The following is an 18,037-nucleotide window of genomic DNA, read 5'->3' on the forward strand; positions in this document are numbered from 1 at the left end:
CGTTCACAAAAATTACCACAGAGACACGAAGACGCAGAGAAAGAAAATAATAAACTGATTTAGCCAAAAACAAAAGCTGTGCAGAGTTGCACAGCTTTTGTTTTATGACGATTGATGAACTACAGTTCACACTCACGATTCATTACTCATCACTCATCCCTTGATTTGTTTCAATATTTCTTCAATGGCTTTATCCAACTGCGGATCTTTACCGTTCAGTTTATCTTCAAAACTATTGATGAGTAAAATATCAGGTTGCACACCACTCATCTCCAGATCCTTTCCATCGAGTGAATAACAACCCCAGGCAGGCATGCGCACATTTGATCCATCAACCAAGCCAATGCCACTGGTGAAGATGATCCAGCGATAGGTGCCGTTACCAATAATCTTGCCCAGCTTCAACGCTTTAAAGCCTTGTGCCGTCATTTCTGCATCGCTCAATGATTGTTCATTGATGAGCAAGATGATCGGCTTATCTGCCGGTGAAAAATTTGATTGAGGTGCTAACTTTCCTTCACGGTATTTCCATTGCAGGTAAGAGCGCTGACTTAAAAATTTCAACACTTCATCGTGCACATTACCGCCGGTATTATACCGCAGATCGAAGATGAGTGCATCTTTGTTGATCAATTCCTGCGTCATGTCGGTAATGAACTGATCCAACTCACCGGTGCCCATATTCTTCATATAACCATAAGCAATACGCCCTTTACTTTTTTCATCTACACGTTTCTGGTTGTTATCAACCCACTCATCGTAGAGAGTATTATATAATGTTGCCTGCGGATGAATTTTTACATTCACTGTTTCTGCACCACGTTTGAATGTGAGTTTCAATTCACGGTCACGTGATGGCAAAGTGAAATAAGCATTCCGATCTTTGTTTTCATCAACTGTTTCATCATTCACTTTCACCAATACATCGCCGGGTCTTACATCAATACTCTTACGATCAGCTGCAGAACGTTTCGCAATATATTTTACTTTGTAGGGCTCATCATTTTCGAAGATGATGCCTGTTTCCATTGTTGCACTGGTCAAGGCAATATTCTCATCATCGCCAAATGTGCCAAAGCCCTGGTGCGATGAGTTAAGTTCACCCAAGAGATCATTCAAAAGTGTGCGCAGATCAGCACGGTTATTTACAAATGGTAAAAACTGTTTGTAATAGTCCTTTGTTTTTTTCCAGTCAAGGCCATGAAAGTTTTCATCGTAAAAACCTTCTTCCATGCCAGCCCATGTTTCGTAAAACATCTGGTTGAATTCTTCCTGCAGATTACGACGGAAAGTGTAAGAGATATTCACCGGATCGATCCGGTTTGCATCAAGGTTTACCTTGGCGATTGAACCGTTACTCAACGCATAATACTTATCGTTCACTTCAATCACTTCAAATCCACCTGCATTATCGGTACCTGCAATTTTTTCTGTTTTTGGCAACTCAAATGGCTCCAACACCGTTTTCCAAATTGCAAATCTTCCTTCGCCATGATTGCTTGCATACAACACCGTTGTCTTCTCGCCTTTCTGATACACATTAATTAAATACTGTGCACCAAACGATGGACTGATCTGCTCCAACCTTTCCATCAACAGATCAGTATCAACTGTAATTACTTTACCGGAATCTGCGTTTGCACCTTTCGCATCTTTCTTTTCTTCTTTAAACAGTTCACTGTATTTATCTAAACGATAAGGTTCATCTAACTTCTCTAATGGAACACGATATACTTTCGCATTCGCCATTCCAAACGGATAGGAAGGTTTTAAACGTTGTGAAACAAAGTAGATGTATTTTCCATCAGGCGACCATACAGGACTGTTCTCCGTTACACCTGTGTTGGTAAGATTGGTTGTCTTGTTGTTTTTAATATGATGAATGAAAATATCTTCTTCAAAATTTCTTCTTGCTGTAAACACAACATATTCGTCGTTGGGTGAAAACCCGGGATCGCTGTTCTGGAAAGCCCATAGCTCATCTTTTACAATGGTTTTGCTTTGTAATGTTTTCAGATCAAGCAAACGCACTTCATCACGACCGCTGAGATAAACAGCCATTGTTCGCTTTTTATTTTGAACAAGACTGCGGTTATTTCGTTTATCCGATGTAAGTTGTTTTGCTGCACTGCTGCTATCAGCACGAATAGTAAAGAGATTTGTATAACCATCAGCTGTTTGCGTAAAGAGCATTGTTTTGTTATCACTCATCCATCTTACTTCACGCACACGTTCTGCTGAACCACAATTGATCTGCTGTATAAATTTTCCATCCACATCACTCACAAATAATTCACCACGTGAAATGAACGCCAGCTTCTTTCCATCTGGCGACACATCAAAGGCAGAAATATTTCCACGCACTTCATAATCTTTTTCTTTTGGCAATACATGATTGCGAACGATGGAAATAGCAAGCTTCTTTTCTTTATCTGCTTTTACATCATAGATCCATAACTGGTAATCTTTTTCAAATACCACTTTGTCTCCGTTGGCATTCACCTGCGGTGTTTTGATGGAAGAAGAAAAACGGGTAAGCGCTTTCTTCTTTCCATTATCCATTGTGTAAAGATTGTATTCTCCATTTGCTTCGTCAGAAACATAAAACACATTCCCTGCTTTGTCGATGGTAGCTGCAAAATCTTTTCCTTCCCAGGTTGTATATTTCTTATGTTGTTTTGTTTTCAGATTGTACGATTGAATATCGGGATTGAACGGACCTTTGTAACGTTTCCGTTGTGTTTGGTTAATACTTTCCCATGTATCATTGAAAAACAGTTCACCGGTTGTTGGATGCTCAACAAGGTTATGATCGTACTGAAAAAAATTACTGCCGAATACACGTTGTGGTGTGCCTCCTGTTGCAGCAACTTTAAAACCTGCTACCTGTCCCATACGACCGCTGTTGAAGTATATACTTTTACTATCCCAACTCCAGCTTGTAACATCATCGTTGCCGCTATGAAAAGTGATTTGCTTTACTTCACCACCATTTACAGGCATGAGATACACATCGGCATTTCCATATTGCCTGCCGGTAAATGCGATCCATTTACCATCAGGTGAAATACGTGGCGACGTTTCATAACCCTGCATCGCTGTAAGGCGTGTTGCATGTCCATCGCTGATGTTGGCTTTCCACAGATCACCTTCAAATGCAAACACAATGGTTTGTCCGTCGGGTGAAAGGGTTGGGTTCGAAAGAAAGTAAGCGTTGCCTTGTGCAAACGAAACAACACTGATAAGGCTTAAGAATACAAATGAAAACAAATGCTTCATATTTGATGATTTTATCATTGGAAAATACGAAAGTCTGCAGTTTAATCGGGTTAAAATGAAGAAAGGTTGATGAATGGTGAAAAACCGTTCATCAACCTTCCCTATCGTTGTATCAACTGTATTACTTCTTAGGATCTTCTACCTTGTATTCTTTCAGGTGGCGGTATAACAATGTTCCGTTCTCTACTTTCACCAAACGATATTCCATGAATGTACTGTCAGCATCATAAAAACCAATGATGCAGGAAAGATCATCAGCACCTTTCTTTAATTCAGGCTTTGGCATAATGCCCATGTTTGGCAAGGTGAAGATCTTTTCACTGCTTGCATCTTTGTATGAAAACTTCAGCTCATAATTGAGTGATTCTTTTTGTTCGAACAGCTGTACTTTAAACTGTGCAGTATCAGACCCTGCAACATATTCTTTTACGGCAGCAGGATTTACAGTTGCCCGGTCTTTTACAAAAGGCTCGTTGTTGTTGGGATTTTTTTCGCCACAAGCGACAAATACAAAGGCTGCAACTACGACTACTAACTTCTTCATTCTGTTTTGAATTTAAGGGTGATGCGGTGACCCACCGCAAATTATATAACTACATTGATCATTTTATTCTTCACGTAGATGATCTTCTTTGGTTGCTTTCCATCGAGCCATTTCAATACGGTTTCATTGTTCAACACAATCGCTTCTACTTCTGCTTGCGTTATGCTGAGATCCAATGTTAACTCCGTTCTTGTTTTACCATTAATGGCAACCGGGTAATCTTTGGTTGATTCGGTTACATACTTCGCTTCGAATTTCGGGAAGCTTGCATCAAGAATAGAACCACTGTTGCCTAATGCAGCCCACAACTCTTCACTCACATGCGGTGCATACGGTGTTAAGAGAATAAGCAACTGTTCAAGAATTTCTTTCTTGTTGCATTTGAGATCACTCAATTCATTTACTGCGATCATGAATGTACTTACACCGGTATTGAAACTGAAACGTTCTGTATCATCTTCAATTTTCTTGATGGTCTTGTGTAATACTTTCAACTCGGCATCAGTTGCTTTATCGTTGTTCCAAACCTGGCCTTTCAGATCATCGTAAAACAAGCGCCAGAGTTTTTTCAAGAAGCGATGTACACCTTCGATACCCTTCGTATCCCAGGGCTTGCTGATCTCAACAGGGCCTAAGAACATTTCGTACATGCGGAACGTATCTGCGCCGTATTTATCTACAAGATCATCTGGGTTCACAGTGTTGTACTTCGTTTTACTCATCTTCTCAACTTCACTACCACAGATGTATTTGCCTTCTTCTAAGATAAATTCAGCCCCTGCAAATTCATGGTTGCGCCATTTCTTAAATGCATCCATATCCAATTCATAGCCATCCACAAAGTTTACATCAACATGCAACTTTGAAATACTTATATGGTCAGCTCCCATTTTATCTGTGAATATGAAACCGGGATATTTATTATCAATAAAAGCCTTAAACTCATGAGGGTGCGCTTTCTGTTGAGATATATATTTCTCGTAAATCCCATACGATATAAAAATAGGATTTGGATAATTCGCTTTCGTTTTATTTACGTGTTCTTCATCACCTTCCGGATTCAATCTATATACAAACCTCGAACTTCCTTGTATCATACCTTGATTCACCAATTTCTTAAACGGTTCATCATAACCAATATGTCCAAGATCGTACAAAGCCTTCGTCCACATTCGACTGTACAACAAATGACCAACCGCATGTTCTGTTCCGCCAATGTAAATATCAACCTGATTCCAGTAATCACTTACACTGCGATCACAAAATGCTTTGTCGTTATGCGGATCCATGTAACGTAAGAAATACCAGCTGCTGCCTGCATAACCGGGCATCGTATTCGTTTCTAATTCTTTCGCCACCCACTCGGGAATATTTGCCAACGGACCTTCACCTTCCGGACCGGGAGAATAACTGTCAACTTCCGGCAACAATAATGGCAATTCAGTTTCGCTTAATGCATAAGCTGTTCCATCCTTCCATTGAATCGGGAATGGTTCACCCCAATAACGCTGGCGGCTGAACGCTGCATCACGCATTCTGTAATTCACTTTTCGAACGCCAATTCCTGATTCCTCCAACTTGCCAATTACAATTTCAGCAGCTTCACGCATCGGCGTGCCGTTTAAGAAACCGCTGTTCTCCAGTATGGCATCTTTGGTTGCGTTGGCATCTTCGCCATTGAAATGTTTACCAATAATGTTGGTGATAGGAATATTAAAATGCTGTGCAAATTTGAAATCACGTTCATCGCCACATGGCACCGCCATAATAGCACCTGTGCCATAACCCGCTAATACATATTCAGAGATCCAGATCGGAATTTCTCTGCCGTTAAACGGATTCACTGCATACGCACCCGTAAACACACCACTGATCTTTTTCTCTGCTTGTCGTTCACGCTCACTGCGACTTTTTACATAAGCAATGTATTCATCAACAGCAGTTGCCTGATCGTTTGACTTTATCAGATCAACCAATTCATGCTCGGGTGCAACCACCATAAAATCAACACCAAAAATTGTATCAGGGCGGGTTGTATATACCCTTAAACTTTTATCTTTTGCGTTTTCACTTTTGACTTTAAATTCTATTTCCGCTCCGCTACTCTTTCCTATCCAGTTCGTTTGCATTTCCTTCATGCTTTCGCTGAACTCAATACGCTCCAAACCTTCCAGTAAACGATCAGCATATTCAGTAATACGCAAATACCATTGACGTAATTTCTTTTTCACAACAGGGTGGCCACCACGTTCACTCACTCCATTCACAACTTCATCATTCGCCAACACAGTGCCCAACGCTTCGCACCAGTTTACTTCACCATAACCACAATAAGCAAGGCGATATTGCATGAGGATGTCCTGTTGCGTTTTTTCATCAAATGATTTCCATTCTTCCGCAGTAAACGAAGTAATCGGGAATTGGGAATTAGGGATTGGGTGGCTGGCATTACCTTCTGTTTCAAACGAAGCGATCAGCACATCGATCTTTTCAGCTTTGTTTGTTTTACGGTTGTAAAAACTATTGAAGAGTTGTAAGAAGATCCATTGTGTCCATTTGTAATACCCGGGATCACAAGTACGCACTTCACGATCCCAATCGTAACAAAAACCGATATTATCTAACTGGCGGCGGAAATTATTAATGTTCTGATCGGTACTAACGGCCGGGTGTACGCCATGTTCAATCGCATACTGCTCGGCAGGTAAACCAAATGCATCGTACCCCATCGGGTGCAATACATTAAACCCTTTCAGGCGTTTGAATCGGGAATAAATATCGCTGGCAATATAACCCAGCGGATGCCCCACATGTAACCCTGCACCACTTGGGTAAGGAAACATATCCAACACATAAAACTTTGGCTTCTCACTTACGTTCAAAACCCTGTAGGCATTTGTATTGATCCATTGCTGTTGCCATTTCTTCTCAATTTCTCTGAACTTATATTCCATGTACCGTTCCGGTTAGTTTTTATTTTGTAATCGACTGTTGCTAATTCTATTTAACTGTTGTTGCCACGCTCGCTTGTGCTTTCTTTTTTCTATTCATCATGAAATGCAACACTCATTTGCTCATTTGAAAAACAGAACGTACAAGTGAGTGACACAACAGGCGATGAGCAAAGCTGTGAAAGAAGACTTAAAAAATCATCTTCGTGCAGCATTTCTACACTATGTGCAAAATAAGTGCAGAACACCCTCGTTAAAGGGCAACAAAATTAAGGATTACGGGGCTTGTGCAGGATAAATCTGCTAAATTTGCCCACATCCTGTGTAGGGCAGGATTTTTCATTTTCGAACTTACATTAAATCAACACGGCATGGCGCAACAACCGACGAACAAAGCATCGATGAAACGATCCAAACCATCTTACCTCTACAGTATCATTGGTGTGGCACTGGTGCTCTTCATCCTCGGTGTTTTAGGATGGATCTTCTTAAATTTTCAGAAAGTGGGTACCACCCTGCGTGAAAACATCCAGTTTCATGCATGGCTGAGCACTACCAACAAAAAATCGATCGACAGTTTAACCAGCTATGTGGCGGCACAGCCTTACGTGAAATCTTCGGCCTACATCAATAAGGAAATGGCGAAGGAAATTTATAATAAGGACGGCAATGAAAGCTGGGATAAGATCCTCGACGAAAATCCTTTGCCTGAAAGCGTTGACTTTTATGCCAAGTCGGATTATGTGCAGAAAGACAGTCTTGATAAGATTACAGCCGATCTGATGACCCGTTTTCCCGGTGTGATCAGTGAAGTGCAGTACCCGGAAGCGCTGGTGACAACGCTTAACGACCGGGCAAAGAAAGTGGGGATCGTTTTACTGATCGTAGCCATTTTGCTGAGCGCCATTGTGATCGTATCGATTGATACAACTATCCGTTTGGCCATGTTCAGTAACCGTTTTCTCATAAAAACCATGCAGATGGTGGGTGCCACCCGTGGCTTTATTGCAAAACCCATGAATGTAAGGGCCATTATCAATGGACTCATCAGTTCGGGCATTGCCATTGCAGCCATTTGGGCGGTTATTACCTGGGCCGAAAGCTATATCCCCGATATGAAGGCGCTTCGTGATCCAAAGATCTACCTCATTCTCTTCGGTTCCATTATTGCCATTGGTGTGGGTATTTCGCTTTACAGCACGCACCGCAGTGTGATGAAGTATTTACGGATGAAACTTGACGAACTTTATTAATACAGCCGATAGCCGATAGTTTTTAGTTGATAGCCACAATACAGGCTAAAGACTATCGGCTATCGGCTTGCTACTTACAGCTTTTCCTTATATTGCACCCCTCAAAACAAGACTATGAGCCAGAAAAAAATAGCAACCATTTTTACCAAAGAGAATTACAAGTGGATGGCCATTGGCGCTGCCGTGATCATTCTTGGTTTTCTGTTGATGATTGGTGGCAAAAGTGCCGACCCGAATGTGTTTAATAAAGATGAAGTGTACAGCTTCCGTCGTATTACATTGGCTCCGCTGTTGATCATTGGTGGTTTGATCATTGAGATCTATGCCATCATGAAAAAACCAAAAGACTAAAAAGATACAATTTGAAAATTGACCGATTTGAAAATTTGAAAATGAACAATTCAAATACTCAAATCGGTTTTTTTGTTTTCAATTTTCAAATTATCTCATTTTCAAATTTTCAAATTTCTTCTCTTGAGTACAATTGAATCCATCATCATCGCCATTGTGGAAGGTTTAACAGAATATCTTCCTGTTTCTTCCACCGGCCACATGATCCTTGCTGAGCGGTTGATGAATGTACCTCCTGACAACTTCACCAAACTGTTTACGGTTGCAATACAGCTTGGCGCCATCCTGAGTGTTGTTGTGTTGTATTGGAAAAAGTTTTTCGATTTTAAACGCTGGGAGTTTTATGCAAAACTGATTGTTGCAGTAATACCTGCATTGCTGCTGGGTTTTTTATTCAGTGATCAGATAGATGATTTGCTGGAAAGTCCGTTAACGGTTTCTATTACATTATTGGTTGGAGGTATTATTCTGTTGTTCATTGATAATGTGTTTAAGCAACATACCATCAGTGAAGAAAAAGAAATTTCGTTTGGTAAAGCATTTATGATTGGCTTGTGGCAATGTGTGGCCATGATACCGGGTGTAAGTCGCAGTGCAGCCAGTATCATTGGCGGTATGCAGCAAAAACTTACACGACCGTTGGCTGCCGAGTTTTCATTCTTTCTAGCCGTACCAACCATGGCCGCAGCAACGGGCTATTCATTATTCCTGAAAGACTGGAATGAAAATGGTGTTGAGGTGAAAGGCTATGATCTGATCCTTTCTTCAACGCAATACACACAGGCATTTATTATTGGTAACGTAGTTGCCTTTGTTGTGGCGATGCTGGCCATTAAATTCTTCATTGGCTTTTTACAAAAGCATGGTTTCCGTTTGTTTGGCTGGTACAGAATTATTGCGGGTATTATCCTGCTCATCTTGTTTATGACGGGTTACCTGAAATAGCATTTCGTTTAATTATCCTATTTTCATACAGGCAGTGTTTCTGCCCCAACTAAAACCATCTGTATGCAGACTGCTTCAAAAAAAATTGTGAACGGCTGGGCCATGTACGATTGGGCCAACAGTGTTTACAATCTTGTGATCACTACCACGTTCTTTCCTGCTTACTATGCAGCCGTAACAGGCATCAAAAATTTCCCCGACGGCATTAAATTGTTCGGGAGAAATTTTGTGAATACAGAATTGAAGGATTATGTGTTGGCAACAGGTTTCTTGCTGATCGCATTACTATCGCCCATACTTTCATCTATTGCCGATTACAAAGGAAACAAGAAGAACTTTATGCGCTTCTTTTGTTATTTAGGTGCAATCAGTTGTTCACTCATGTTCTTCTTCGATAAGAATAACGTGATGCTTGGTTTAGTGTGTTTCATGTTTGCCGGTATTGGTTTTTATGGCTCACAGGTATTTTATAATTCTTACCTGCCCGAAATTGCTGCGGAAGAAGATATGGACCGCATCAGTGCAAAAGGGTTTACCATGGGTTATATCGGCAGTGTGTTATTGCAGATGGTTGGCTTTGCATTGGTAGTATTTCTGAAAGAAGACCCATCACTTCCGTTAAAGATCACTTTCTTACTGGTGGGTGTTTGGTGGGTTGTCTTTGCACAAATTCCTTTCAGCCGTTTACCAAACCGCAGCGATAAAAGCGAACGTAAACTCAAGAAACATGTATTGGTGAATGGGTTTCATGAATTACAGCTGGTATGGAAACAGGTAATCAAAATGCCGGTGTTGAAACGCTTTTTAACTGCTTTCTTTTTTTACAGCATGGGTGTACAAACCGTATTACTCGTGGCCATTGATTTTGGCATCAAGATCCTGAATCTTGAAAATGTAAAATTGATCATTACTGCAGTGTTATTGCAGGTGGTGGCAATTATTGGCGCATTGCTTATGTCGAGGTTGTCCGGAAAGTTTGGCAATATACGTGTGCTCATCTTTACAGTGTTGTTGTGGGTATGTGCATGTATTGGCGGTTACTATATTCAAACTGAAACGCATTTTTATATTGTGGCTTCGTTTGTGGGTTTGGTAATGGGCGGTATACAGGCATTGAGCCGTGCTACTTATGCCAAGCTGATGCCTCAAACAAAAGACACGGCATCGTTCTTTAGTTTTTATGATGTAACAGAAAAGTTTGCGATTGTCATAGGCTTATTCTCTTTCGGCATTATTGAAGGTCTCACAAAAGACATGCGTAATTCCATTTTAGTGCTCATCATTTTCTTTGTGCTTGGTCTGCTGTTTCTATTGCATACCTTGGTTACACAAAGGAAAGAACAAACAAAGCTGATATGAAACTCTATTCGATCGAAACCGGTTATTTCAAATTAGATGGTGGTGCTATGTTTGGTGTAGTGCCAAAAGTAATGTGGAATAAACTGAACCCTGCTGATGAAAATAATCTCTGCAGCTGGGCCATGCGTTGTTTGTTGATTGAAGATGGCAACCGGTTGATCTTAATAGATAATGGCATTGGCGACAAGCAGGATGAAAAATTTCTTGGTCATTACTATTTGCATGGCGATGATACGTTGGACAAGTCATTAGCCAAACATGGTTTTAGTAAAGATGATATTACCGATGTGTTGCTTACGCATCTGCATTTCGATCATTGTGGTGGTTCTATAAAACGAGAAGGCGATAAGTTAGTACCTGCTTTTAAAAATGCAACATTCTGGAGTAATGAACAACATTGGGAATGGGCCACAAAACCCAACGACCGAGAGAAAGCTTCCTTTTTAAAAGAAAATATTCTGCCGATTGAAGAAAGCGGACAATTGAAATTTATTCTGCCGGGTGAATCGCAGTTTCATCAATTATCTTCTTCGGTTTTTAATGAAAACATGTCGGTGCGTTTTGTAAATGGACATACCGAAAGCATGATGTTGCCGCAGATCAACTACAATGGCAAGACCATTGTGTACATGGCTGATCTGTTACCGGCTGCCGCACATATTCCGATTCCGTATGTAATGGCTTATGATATGTTTCCGCTTACAACCTTAAATGAAAAGAAATCATTTCTTAAAGAAGCAGTAGAAAACGATTACATCTTATTCTTTGAACATGATCCAAAGATCGAATGTTGCAGTTTGCAACCAACTGAGAAAGGTGTGAGAATGAAAGAAAGCTTCAGGCTGGATGAGATTTGACTTTACGACTCCCCACTAACGACTAACGGCATTACAATTATCTTGTGCTGATCAATCCATTCAACTTATGACGTGTGTTTTTGTAGCCCATCATATCCACTTTTATACTACCAACTGAAATGGGGCTTTCAATGCGAACGGGAATTCGGTTGGCATCGTCGCTCACCCAGACCGTCATCTTCTCACCGCCTTTAAAAATGGTTCCTTCGATCAGCAAAGGTTTAAACTTGATAGCATTGAACCTACCATACTTGGTCTTTATTTTTTCTTTACCAAGATAGCGGATGTACAAACCATAAGTCTTATCATCAATAAACATATTGAACGGAATCCGATCGCCGGGTTTGTATTTATTGAAATCAATATTGCGGGAGTAATAGATAGCACTCAATACATCCTGCACACAATCAGGTGTTTTGAATGTACCGCCTTGCGATGTGGCAGTATTGGCTTGCTGATTAAATGTAACTGTTTCAAACTTTTTAAAATCACCTTCTAAAATATTACGTACAAACTTGTAGGGTTGTAATGTAGAAGTATCAATAAAGCTTTCATACTTGTCTCTCACCTTAAAAAGCCCATCAAAGAAAGACGTTGTTTTTCCTTCGCCAATAAGATGATAAACGGGCTTTCCGTTATATCGCTCCAGGTTAATATGAAAATCGGCATGGCCACCATGCACATAAACCCCGGCTAATGTATAATACACCTGGTAATTGATCGATTCGCCGTTTTGCCACGCAAAATTTCGGATACTGGCACAAAATTCATCACTTGTTTCAGGTTGCGTGGAAACAGGTGCAAATGAAAGCAGTAGAACTGCAAATAGAATAGCAATGATCTTCATCGTTCCTTAAATATTTTTATCGTCAATAACAACAAACTCCCGATCAACGCCGGTACTACAAGATTTAATAACCAGATACCCGCTGTGCCGGCAAGAACAGCAATACTGTTTGCACTGAACACACTCACAATACTAAGTGCAACCGCACCACGTATACCTACATCAGCAATGGCAAAGCCAGGTACAATTGCCATAATTAAAAAAATCAATGCCACACTCCAGAAACCCTCCCACCACGGAATATTAACCTGCAGCGCCTGCCATATCAACACATACTGCAAGGCAAAAACAACAAAACGCAAAAAAGAATAGAATAATATTACAAGATACGTTCTGTTTCGCAAGCCATCGAGCACGTTTGCAAACGATAACTTTTCTTTTAAACCCGGTATCCACTGAAAAGCTTTAGCCAACATCTGCATTCTGAAAAAAAACAAACCCGTTAAGCCGATAAAAAACAAGACCGACCAGGTAAATACCTGCAGCAATATGCCTGATAAATGCGTACCTCCAAGCTGCACATCGTGTAACCGTGGTTTCAGGATAAGCAAGGCAATAAAGCCGCAAACTAATGTTATCAGTAACTGTCCCACACTTGTAACCAACGTAAGCGCCACTCCTTTTAATCTGAAGTCAGGCCTCAGGTACACCACTCTTCCTCCATATTCACCAATACGATTAGGCGTATTTACCGCCAACGATAATCCACTCAACACAGATTCAAATGCTTTTTGAAACGATAAGGGTTGAAATTTATTCACCAGTAAATACCATTTCCATGTTTCTAATCCCCAATTAACAGGCATCAGTAGAACAGACAACCACAACTTCCAGCTTTCACTGCCAATAAAGGCCTGTTTTATCTGCTGCCATGCCCGTGGTAAGTCGGGTTGTTGCTTCACTTGGTTGTATAAGGATATGCTAATCCACACAAAAAGTATAGGGCCCAGAAAGTAATTGATAAAGATTTTGAATTTCCTGTTCAGTTTCTGTTTATTTTGGTCAAAATTAACCTGCTCCTTGCAAAGTTTTTCGAAAATCATTTTAGGCATTGATCCCGGTACTGTTATCATGGGTTATGGTTTGATTGGCGTACGCCAGCAGCAACTGCATTTAATTGAAATGGATGTGCTGAAACTTACCAAACACAAAGACGTGTACATACGTTTACAACTCATCCATGAAAAAGTAAAAGAGGTGATTGAAACGCATAAGCCCACAGATTTTGCCATTGAAGCGCCCTTTTTCGGCAAAAACGTACAGAGTATGCTCAAATTAGGAAGAGCCCAAGGCGTGGCGATTGCGACCGCCATGAGTGCCGGTTTATCAGTTACCGAATATTCGCCTAAGAAAGTAAAACAAGCTGTAACAGGAAATGGAAATGCCGATAAGGAACAGGTTTGGAAAATGCTGCAACACTATCTCGGCTTTAAAGCCAAACCAAAATACTTTGATGCTACCGATGCATTGTCAGTCGCACTCTGTCATCACTTTCAAACCAATAAACCTTTGTTGAAAACAGCTGGTAAAGTAAAAGGCTGGGAAGATTTTATTAAACAGAATCCGGGAAGAGTAAAAGGCAAATAAAGGAAAGGAACAAGGTACAAGAACCAATATCCAAGAAGAAAGGTTCACAAATCCTCCATCATAAATCAAACCTCAACATTTAATCTGTCCTTCGCATTTTCTTAAGGGCCAACAGAAAAATTGCAGCAGGGATGTAACCAAGTAGATAGATTGGATTAAAATGCCCGAACAACAGATCCACAAATAATTTAAGTGTTACCACAATTACAAAACTGACAGGTCCCCATTTTTCCATACTCCATGTGCCGCTGAGTGCCACAAAGCTGAACACCACCATTAATGCGTTCACTGCAGGATACAATGTATCGATACCACTTTTGTTCAACGCCGTATTACCGGTGTACGAGTACACAATTTCGCCAAGTCCCCATACAAAAAGAAGAACACAAAGAATAGTGATCAATTGCGGACGTGGCGCTTTCTTTCCCTTCTTACGTTTATAGCCATACTGATCGTACTGTACCTGGGTCATGCTGAATGCTTGTTTAAATGTTGCAGTATTTTTTGTTGAGCAGCTTTCATTTGCTCTTCGGTTAACTTCAGTTTTGGTCGTGTAAAATTGAGATCATCTGCGCTGTTGATTGGCACCAAATGTAAATGTGCATGAGGCACTTCTAATCCAATAGTTGCAATACCAACACGATCACAGTTGAATGAAGCTTCAATTGCTTTGGCAATAGGTTTTGCAAAAAGCAACAGTTCTGCCAGATCAGCATCATCCACATCAAAAATCTTATCTACTTCTTTTTTTGGAACCACCAGTGTATGCCCCTCGGCCATTGGAAAAATATCTAAAAATGCATAGAATCGGTCGTTCTCTGCAATTTTATACGATGGTATTTCGCCTGCAATGATCTTTGAAAAAATACTCATGCCGCCAACTAATTTTGAACGAAGATAAAAGAAGACACGTTGCAAAGATGATCCATATTTCATCCTGTTAAAGGTAGTTACAAATACAGCTACTCGCCATTTGCTATCCGCTAACAATATTCATCTTAACACGCAAAGCTTGCAGCAGGCAGTTTCTTTAAACAAAAATCTCTTCCACTTTAAATTTTACAATACCTGCCGGCACTTTCACTTCGGCCACTTCGCCCACTTCTTTACCAAGTAATCCTTTGCCGATAGGAGAAGTTACGGATATTTTACCCGCTTTCAGATCAGCCTCCTGTTCACTTACGATCTGGTAAGTAAGTTTTTTCTTGGTAGCTAAATTGGTGATGGTCACTTTGGTTAATATAGCAACACGACTTGTATCAATGGTACTTTCATCCAGCACACGGGCAGTGGCAAGCACGCCCTCAAGCTGGCTGATCTTTGCCTCCAGCATTCCCTGCGCTTCTTTAGCCGCATCATATTCAGCATTCTCTTTCAAATCGCCTTTTTCACGTGCTTCTGCAATTGCTCTTGATGCAGCTGGTCGTTCTACACCACGCATGTGTTGCAACTCAGCCTGCAATCTTTCAAGTGTTTCTTTTGTAACATATTGAACGCTCATGGTTCCTCCTTGTCTTTACGGTTATACAAAAAAATAACAACGCCTCAATTGAGCTTGAAGCGTTGCATGTTTTGTTAAAGAGCAAAAATAGAACCTTTTTTTGAAACAGGGAACAGTTGTTTGCTTTTAATCAAACCCATGAGAAAGCTTTAACAGTCAGTCTGAAAATCAATAAGAATTTAAAAATCTGAAATGTTGACAACCCTTCTCCTTTCCCTATTTTTGAGCAAACTTCGTCATGAAAAAAATTGCTGTCATACTTGTATTGTTCTTTGTTGCTTTTTTTGCCGGTGCCCAGGAAAAAAACATCAATTACAACCCCAACGCAAAAAAAGATACCACAAAAAAAAGCATCAAATGTGCAGCTGTTGGCAAGATCGGTTCAGCCAATGTGCGTATCAATTACTATTCACCGGGTGTTCGTGGCCGCATTATCTGGGGAGGCGTAGTGCCGCTTGATGAAGTGTGGGTAACAGGTGCGCACTCAGCAACAAATATTGAGATCAGCAAAGCATTTCGCATTGGCAATAAAACTATACCGGCGGGGAAGTATGCTATTTTCACCATCCCATCAAAAACAGAATGGATCTTTATTCTCAATAAGAATTACGACCAACACCTCACTGATGATTATGATGCGAAGGATGATATCATTCGATTAAAAGTAAAACCTGTAGCCCTTGCAAAGCCATTGGAGCGGTTGCAATACTTTGTGGGAAACAACAGGATCAGTGTTGGTTGGGATAAAGTGAAAATTGATGTACCGGTGACGATTGTAAACTGATTACAGCAATCCTAATTTATCGGCCAGCACTTTACTCATTTTATAAAAAGCTTCATGCGTGTAGCCCGCAATATGTGGCGTTAGGATAACATTTGGTTGTGCTGCCAGCCAGTCAAATTGCTGTTGCTCACTTTCCGTATAAGTTTGAAGCTTCTCATTCTCCTGCACATCTAAACCGGCACCTGCGATCAATCCTCTTTTCAATGCATCTGTTATGGCAACGGTGCCATGTACTTTCCCACGTGATGTATTTAAAAAAAACGGACGCCGCTTTGCTGCTTCAAAAAAAGCAGTGTCAGCATAATGATAAGTTTCGTTGGTAAGTGGCAGATGTAAACTGATGACATCGCTGTAACGAAGCACCTGTTCAAGCGAGGCTTCTTTTACCTGCTCGCCTCCAAATTCATATTGGTATTTATCATGTGCAAGAATGGTTACATCAAACCCACGAAGTTTTTTTGCAAAGGCACGGCCCGTATGCCCAAAGCCTATAATGCCAACAGTTTTTCCGTTTAATTCGACTCCACGGTTTTCATCACGCAGCCATTGGTGTTGTTTTACCTCTTCAAAACTGTGACTGATCTTATTCATCAGATTCAACAGCATGGCAAGTGTGTGCTCACCAACTGCATCGCAGTTACCTTCAGGACTACTTAATACCTTGATGCCTTTGCTTTCAGCAAATGGCACATCAATTAATTCTAATCCGCTGCCGAGCCTTCCGATCCACATCATTTTTTTTGCATGCTCAAGTAACGCTGCATCAATCTTAACCCTTGTTGAAACCACAAGCCCGGCAACATCTTCAATTTGTATAGATAGCTCTTCGTATGAAATCGTTGGCGCATAAATTACTTCATAGCCTCCCTCCCGCAGTTTTTCCTGCAGGTAATCATGACACTTGGCTGTAATGATAACTTTCACTTTTTTATTCTCTGCTGTTGATTGTAATTTTTTATAATGGCTAATCTGCTGATCTATCTCATCCTGAATGTTAGCGCTGCAAAATCATCTACTGAAAGTTGTTCAGCACGTTTATTGAACAATTCATCTTTCAATTCTTCCGGATCAAACAAACCCTTCACCCCGTTACGCAGCATCTTTCTACGTTGATTGAATGCTGTTTTAACAAGCAATTTGAACTTCTGTTCACTCTGCATCAATGGAATTGTTTTGATTGGCTTCAACTTTATTACACCACTCTTCACTTTTGGCGGAGGGTTGAACGCCTGTTCCTCCACATCAAACAAATATTCCACGTCAAAATAAGCCTGCACTAAAATGCTCAATATCCCATACGCTTTAGATCCCGGTTTGGATGCAACACGTTGCGCCACTTCTTTCTGAAACATCCCAACCACACAATCAACCTGTTCTTTCCAATCCAGCACTTTAAATAAAATCTGTGATGAAATGTTGTATGGGAAATTACCTACTATCATAAACCGTTCCGTAAAGGGGCAATCAGCATCCAAAAAACTTTGATGCAGCAATTTTCCTTTGATAGCCGGAAATGTATGTTCGAGGTAAGTGATCTTTTCAGCATCAAGTTCCACTGCCTTGAAATCAAGATCAGGGTATTGCAAAAAATATTTGGTAATAGCGCCTGCGCCGGGACCAACTTCCACCAGATGCTGCGGATGTTCATCCATAACAGCTTCTACAATTCTTTTTGAAATTGATTCGTCTTTTAAAAAATGCTGACCTAATGATTTTTTTAGCGTGTACTCCACGCTGCAAAAGTAGCAGAAAAAAGCCCCCCGATTTAACCGGAGGGCT

The 18,037-nt window shown here is 40.6% G+C and carries 17 protein-coding genes; 7 read left to right on the plus strand and 10 right to left on the minus strand.

Features of this window, described 5'->3' with window-relative positions; genetic code table 11:
• Positions 1 to 153: 153 nt before the first annotated feature.
• From VK159_RS22470 to VK159_RS22480, 3 genes are all read right to left on the minus strand, one after another.
• Complete coding sequence (locus tag VK159_RS22470) at positions 154 to 3,279, minus strand: S41 family peptidase (protein WP_324232422.1); 3,126 nt, start codon at positions 3,277 to 3,279, stop codon at positions 154 to 156.
• A 121-nt stretch (positions 3,280 to 3,400) separates the two neighbouring features.
• A complete protein-coding gene (locus VK159_RS22475) occupies positions 3,401 to 3,823 on the minus strand; it encodes a hypothetical protein (protein ID WP_324232423.1) in 423 nt (140 codons plus the stop codon).
• Between the two features lie 41 nt (positions 3,824 to 3,864).
• Positions 3,865 to 6,777: a leucine--tRNA ligase gene (locus tag VK159_RS22480; RefSeq protein ID WP_324232424.1), complete on the minus strand. Its 2,913-nt coding sequence runs from the start codon at positions 6,775 to 6,777 to the stop codon at positions 3,865 to 3,867.
• Positions 6,778 to 7,145: 368 nt separating this feature from the next.
• On the opposite strand from VK159_RS22480, the gene VK159_RS22485 reads away from it, so the two are divergent.
• From VK159_RS22485 to VK159_RS22505, 5 genes are all read left to right on the plus strand, one after another.
• On the plus strand, positions 7,146 to 8,027 hold the full coding sequence (locus VK159_RS22485; RefSeq protein WP_324232425.1) for a cell division protein FtsX: 882 nt from the start codon (positions 7,146 to 7,148) through the stop codon (positions 8,025 to 8,027).
• Between the two features lie 114 nt (positions 8,028 to 8,141).
• Positions 8,142 to 8,378 (plus strand): DUF3098 domain-containing protein, encoded by a 237-nt coding sequence (locus tag VK159_RS22490; RefSeq protein ID WP_182802286.1) that lies wholly within the window; start codon positions 8,142 to 8,144, stop codon positions 8,376 to 8,378.
• 123 nt (positions 8,379 to 8,501) lie between these two features.
• Positions 8,502 to 9,323: an undecaprenyl-diphosphate phosphatase gene (locus VK159_RS22495; RefSeq protein ID WP_324232426.1), complete on the plus strand. Its 822-nt coding sequence runs from the start codon at positions 8,502 to 8,504 to the stop codon at positions 9,321 to 9,323.
• A gap of 63 nt (positions 9,324 to 9,386) precedes the next feature.
• A complete protein-coding gene (locus VK159_RS22500) occupies positions 9,387 to 10,682 on the plus strand; it encodes an MFS transporter (protein ID WP_324232427.1) in 1,296 nt (431 codons plus the stop codon).
• The gene (locus tag VK159_RS22505) at positions 10,679 to 11,539 is read left to right on the plus strand and encodes an MBL fold metallo-hydrolase (protein ID WP_324232428.1); all 861 of its coding nucleotides are present in this window, start codon (positions 10,679 to 10,681) and stop codon (positions 11,537 to 11,539) included. The genes VK159_RS22500 and VK159_RS22505 overlap by 4 nt, the downstream gene beginning before the upstream one ends.
• Positions 11,540 to 11,576: 37 nt before the next feature.
• On the opposite strand, the gene VK159_RS22510 is transcribed toward VK159_RS22505, so the two are convergent.
• Together VK159_RS22510 and VK159_RS22515 are read right to left on the minus strand one after the other, a co-directional pair.
• The gene (locus tag VK159_RS22510) at positions 11,577 to 12,386 is read right to left on the minus strand and encodes a DUF3108 domain-containing protein (protein WP_324232429.1); all 810 of its coding nucleotides are present in this window, start codon (positions 12,384 to 12,386) and stop codon (positions 11,577 to 11,579) included.
• Positions 12,383 to 13,288: a lysylphosphatidylglycerol synthase domain-containing protein gene (locus VK159_RS22515; RefSeq protein ID WP_324232430.1), complete on the minus strand. Its 906-nt coding sequence runs from the start codon at positions 13,286 to 13,288 to the stop codon at positions 12,383 to 12,385. The genes VK159_RS22510 and VK159_RS22515 overlap by 4 nt, the downstream gene beginning before the upstream one ends.
• Before the next feature lie 118 nt (positions 13,289 to 13,406).
• Here VK159_RS22515 and ruvC point away from each other — a divergent pair, with 118 nt between their 5' ends.
• Positions 13,407 to 13,973: a crossover junction endodeoxyribonuclease RuvC gene (ruvC, locus tag VK159_RS22520; RefSeq protein ID WP_324232431.1), complete on the plus strand. Its 567-nt coding sequence runs from the start codon at positions 13,407 to 13,409 to the stop codon at positions 13,971 to 13,973.
• 79 nt (positions 13,974 to 14,052) lie between these two features.
• Here the strand turns inward: ruvC and VK159_RS22525 are convergent, their stop codons facing one another.
• The 3 genes from VK159_RS22525 to greA form a co-directional block, all read right to left on the minus strand.
• Positions 14,053 to 14,445 (minus strand): hypothetical protein, encoded by a 393-nt coding sequence (locus tag VK159_RS22525; RefSeq protein ID WP_324232432.1) that lies wholly within the window; start codon positions 14,443 to 14,445, stop codon positions 14,053 to 14,055.
• On the minus strand, positions 14,442 to 14,846 hold the full coding sequence (locus tag VK159_RS22530; RefSeq protein WP_324232433.1) for an HIT family protein: 405 nt from the start codon (positions 14,844 to 14,846) through the stop codon (positions 14,442 to 14,444). Before VK159_RS22530 ends, VK159_RS22525 begins: the two co-directional genes overlap by 4 nt.
• A gap of 157 nt (positions 14,847 to 15,003) precedes the next feature.
• Positions 15,004 to 15,474 (minus strand): transcription elongation factor GreA, encoded by a 471-nt coding sequence (gene greA, locus VK159_RS22535; RefSeq protein WP_324232434.1) that lies wholly within the window; start codon positions 15,472 to 15,474, stop codon positions 15,004 to 15,006.
• A gap of 238 nt (positions 15,475 to 15,712) precedes the next feature.
• Here greA and VK159_RS22540 point away from each other — a divergent pair, with 238 nt between their 5' ends.
• A complete protein-coding gene (locus VK159_RS22540) occupies positions 15,713 to 16,258 on the plus strand; it encodes a DUF2911 domain-containing protein (protein ID WP_324232435.1) in 546 nt (181 codons plus the stop codon).
• Here the strand turns inward: VK159_RS22540 and VK159_RS22545 are convergent, their stop codons facing one another.
• Together VK159_RS22545 and rsmA are read right to left on the minus strand one after the other, a co-directional pair.
• Positions 16,259 to 17,182, minus strand: a complete 924-nt coding sequence (locus tag VK159_RS22545; protein WP_324232436.1) for an NAD(P)-dependent oxidoreductase — start codon at positions 17,180 to 17,182, stop codon at positions 16,259 to 16,261. It abuts the gene before it with no gap.
• 53 nt (positions 17,183 to 17,235) lie between these two features.
• The gene (rsmA, locus tag VK159_RS22550) at positions 17,236 to 17,991 is read right to left on the minus strand and encodes a 16S rRNA (adenine(1518)-N(6)/adenine(1519)-N(6))-dimethyltransferase RsmA (RefSeq protein WP_324232437.1); all 756 of its coding nucleotides are present in this window, start codon (positions 17,989 to 17,991) and stop codon (positions 17,236 to 17,238) included.
• Positions 17,992 to 18,037: the final 46 nt, after the last annotated feature.

Origin of the sequence: Lacibacter sp. (assembly GCF_035299325.1) — a bacterium.
Classification (GTDB): Bacteria; Bacteroidota; Bacteroidia; order Chitinophagales; family Chitinophagaceae; genus Lacibacter.

Excerpts from the sequence above, each read along its gene's own strand:
- VK159_RS22470 (WP_324232422.1), bottom strand. The coding sequence starts at position 3,279 with ATGAAGCATTTGTTTTCATTTGTATTCTTAAGCCTTATCAGTGTTGTT.
- VK159_RS22475 (WP_324232423.1), bottom strand. The coding sequence starts at position 3,823 with ATGAAGAAGTTAGTAGTCGTAGTTGCAGCCTTTGTATTTGTCGCTTGT.
- VK159_RS22480 (WP_324232424.1), bottom strand. The coding sequence starts at position 6,777 with ATGGAATATAAGTTCAGAGAAATTGAGAAGAAATGGCAACAGCAATGG.
- VK159_RS22485 (WP_324232425.1), top strand. The coding sequence starts at position 7,146 with ATGGCGCAACAACCGACGAACAAAGCATCGATGAAACGATCCAAACCA.
- VK159_RS22490 (WP_182802286.1), top strand. The coding sequence starts at position 8,142 with ATGAGCCAGAAAAAAATAGCAACCATTTTTACCAAAGAGAATTACAAG.
- VK159_RS22500 (WP_324232427.1), top strand. The coding sequence starts at position 9,387 with ATGCAGACTGCTTCAAAAAAAATTGTGAACGGCTGGGCCATGTACGAT.
- VK159_RS22505 (WP_324232428.1), top strand. The coding sequence starts at position 10,679 with ATGAAACTCTATTCGATCGAAACCGGTTATTTCAAATTAGATGGTGGT.
- VK159_RS22510 (WP_324232429.1), bottom strand. The coding sequence starts at position 12,386 with ATGAAGATCATTGCTATTCTATTTGCAGTTCTACTGCTTTCATTTGCA.
- VK159_RS22525 (WP_324232432.1), bottom strand. The coding sequence starts at position 14,445 with ATGACCCAGGTACAGTACGATCAGTATGGCTATAAACGTAAGAAGGGA.
- VK159_RS22530 (WP_324232433.1), bottom strand. The coding sequence starts at position 14,846 with ATGAGTATTTTTTCAAAGATCATTGCAGGCGAAATACCATCGTATAAA.
- greA (WP_324232434.1), bottom strand. The coding sequence starts at position 15,474 with ATGAGCGTTCAATATGTTACAAAAGAAACACTTGAAAGATTGCAGGCT.
- VK159_RS22540 (WP_324232435.1), top strand. The coding sequence starts at position 15,713 with ATGAAAAAAATTGCTGTCATACTTGTATTGTTCTTTGTTGCTTTTTTT.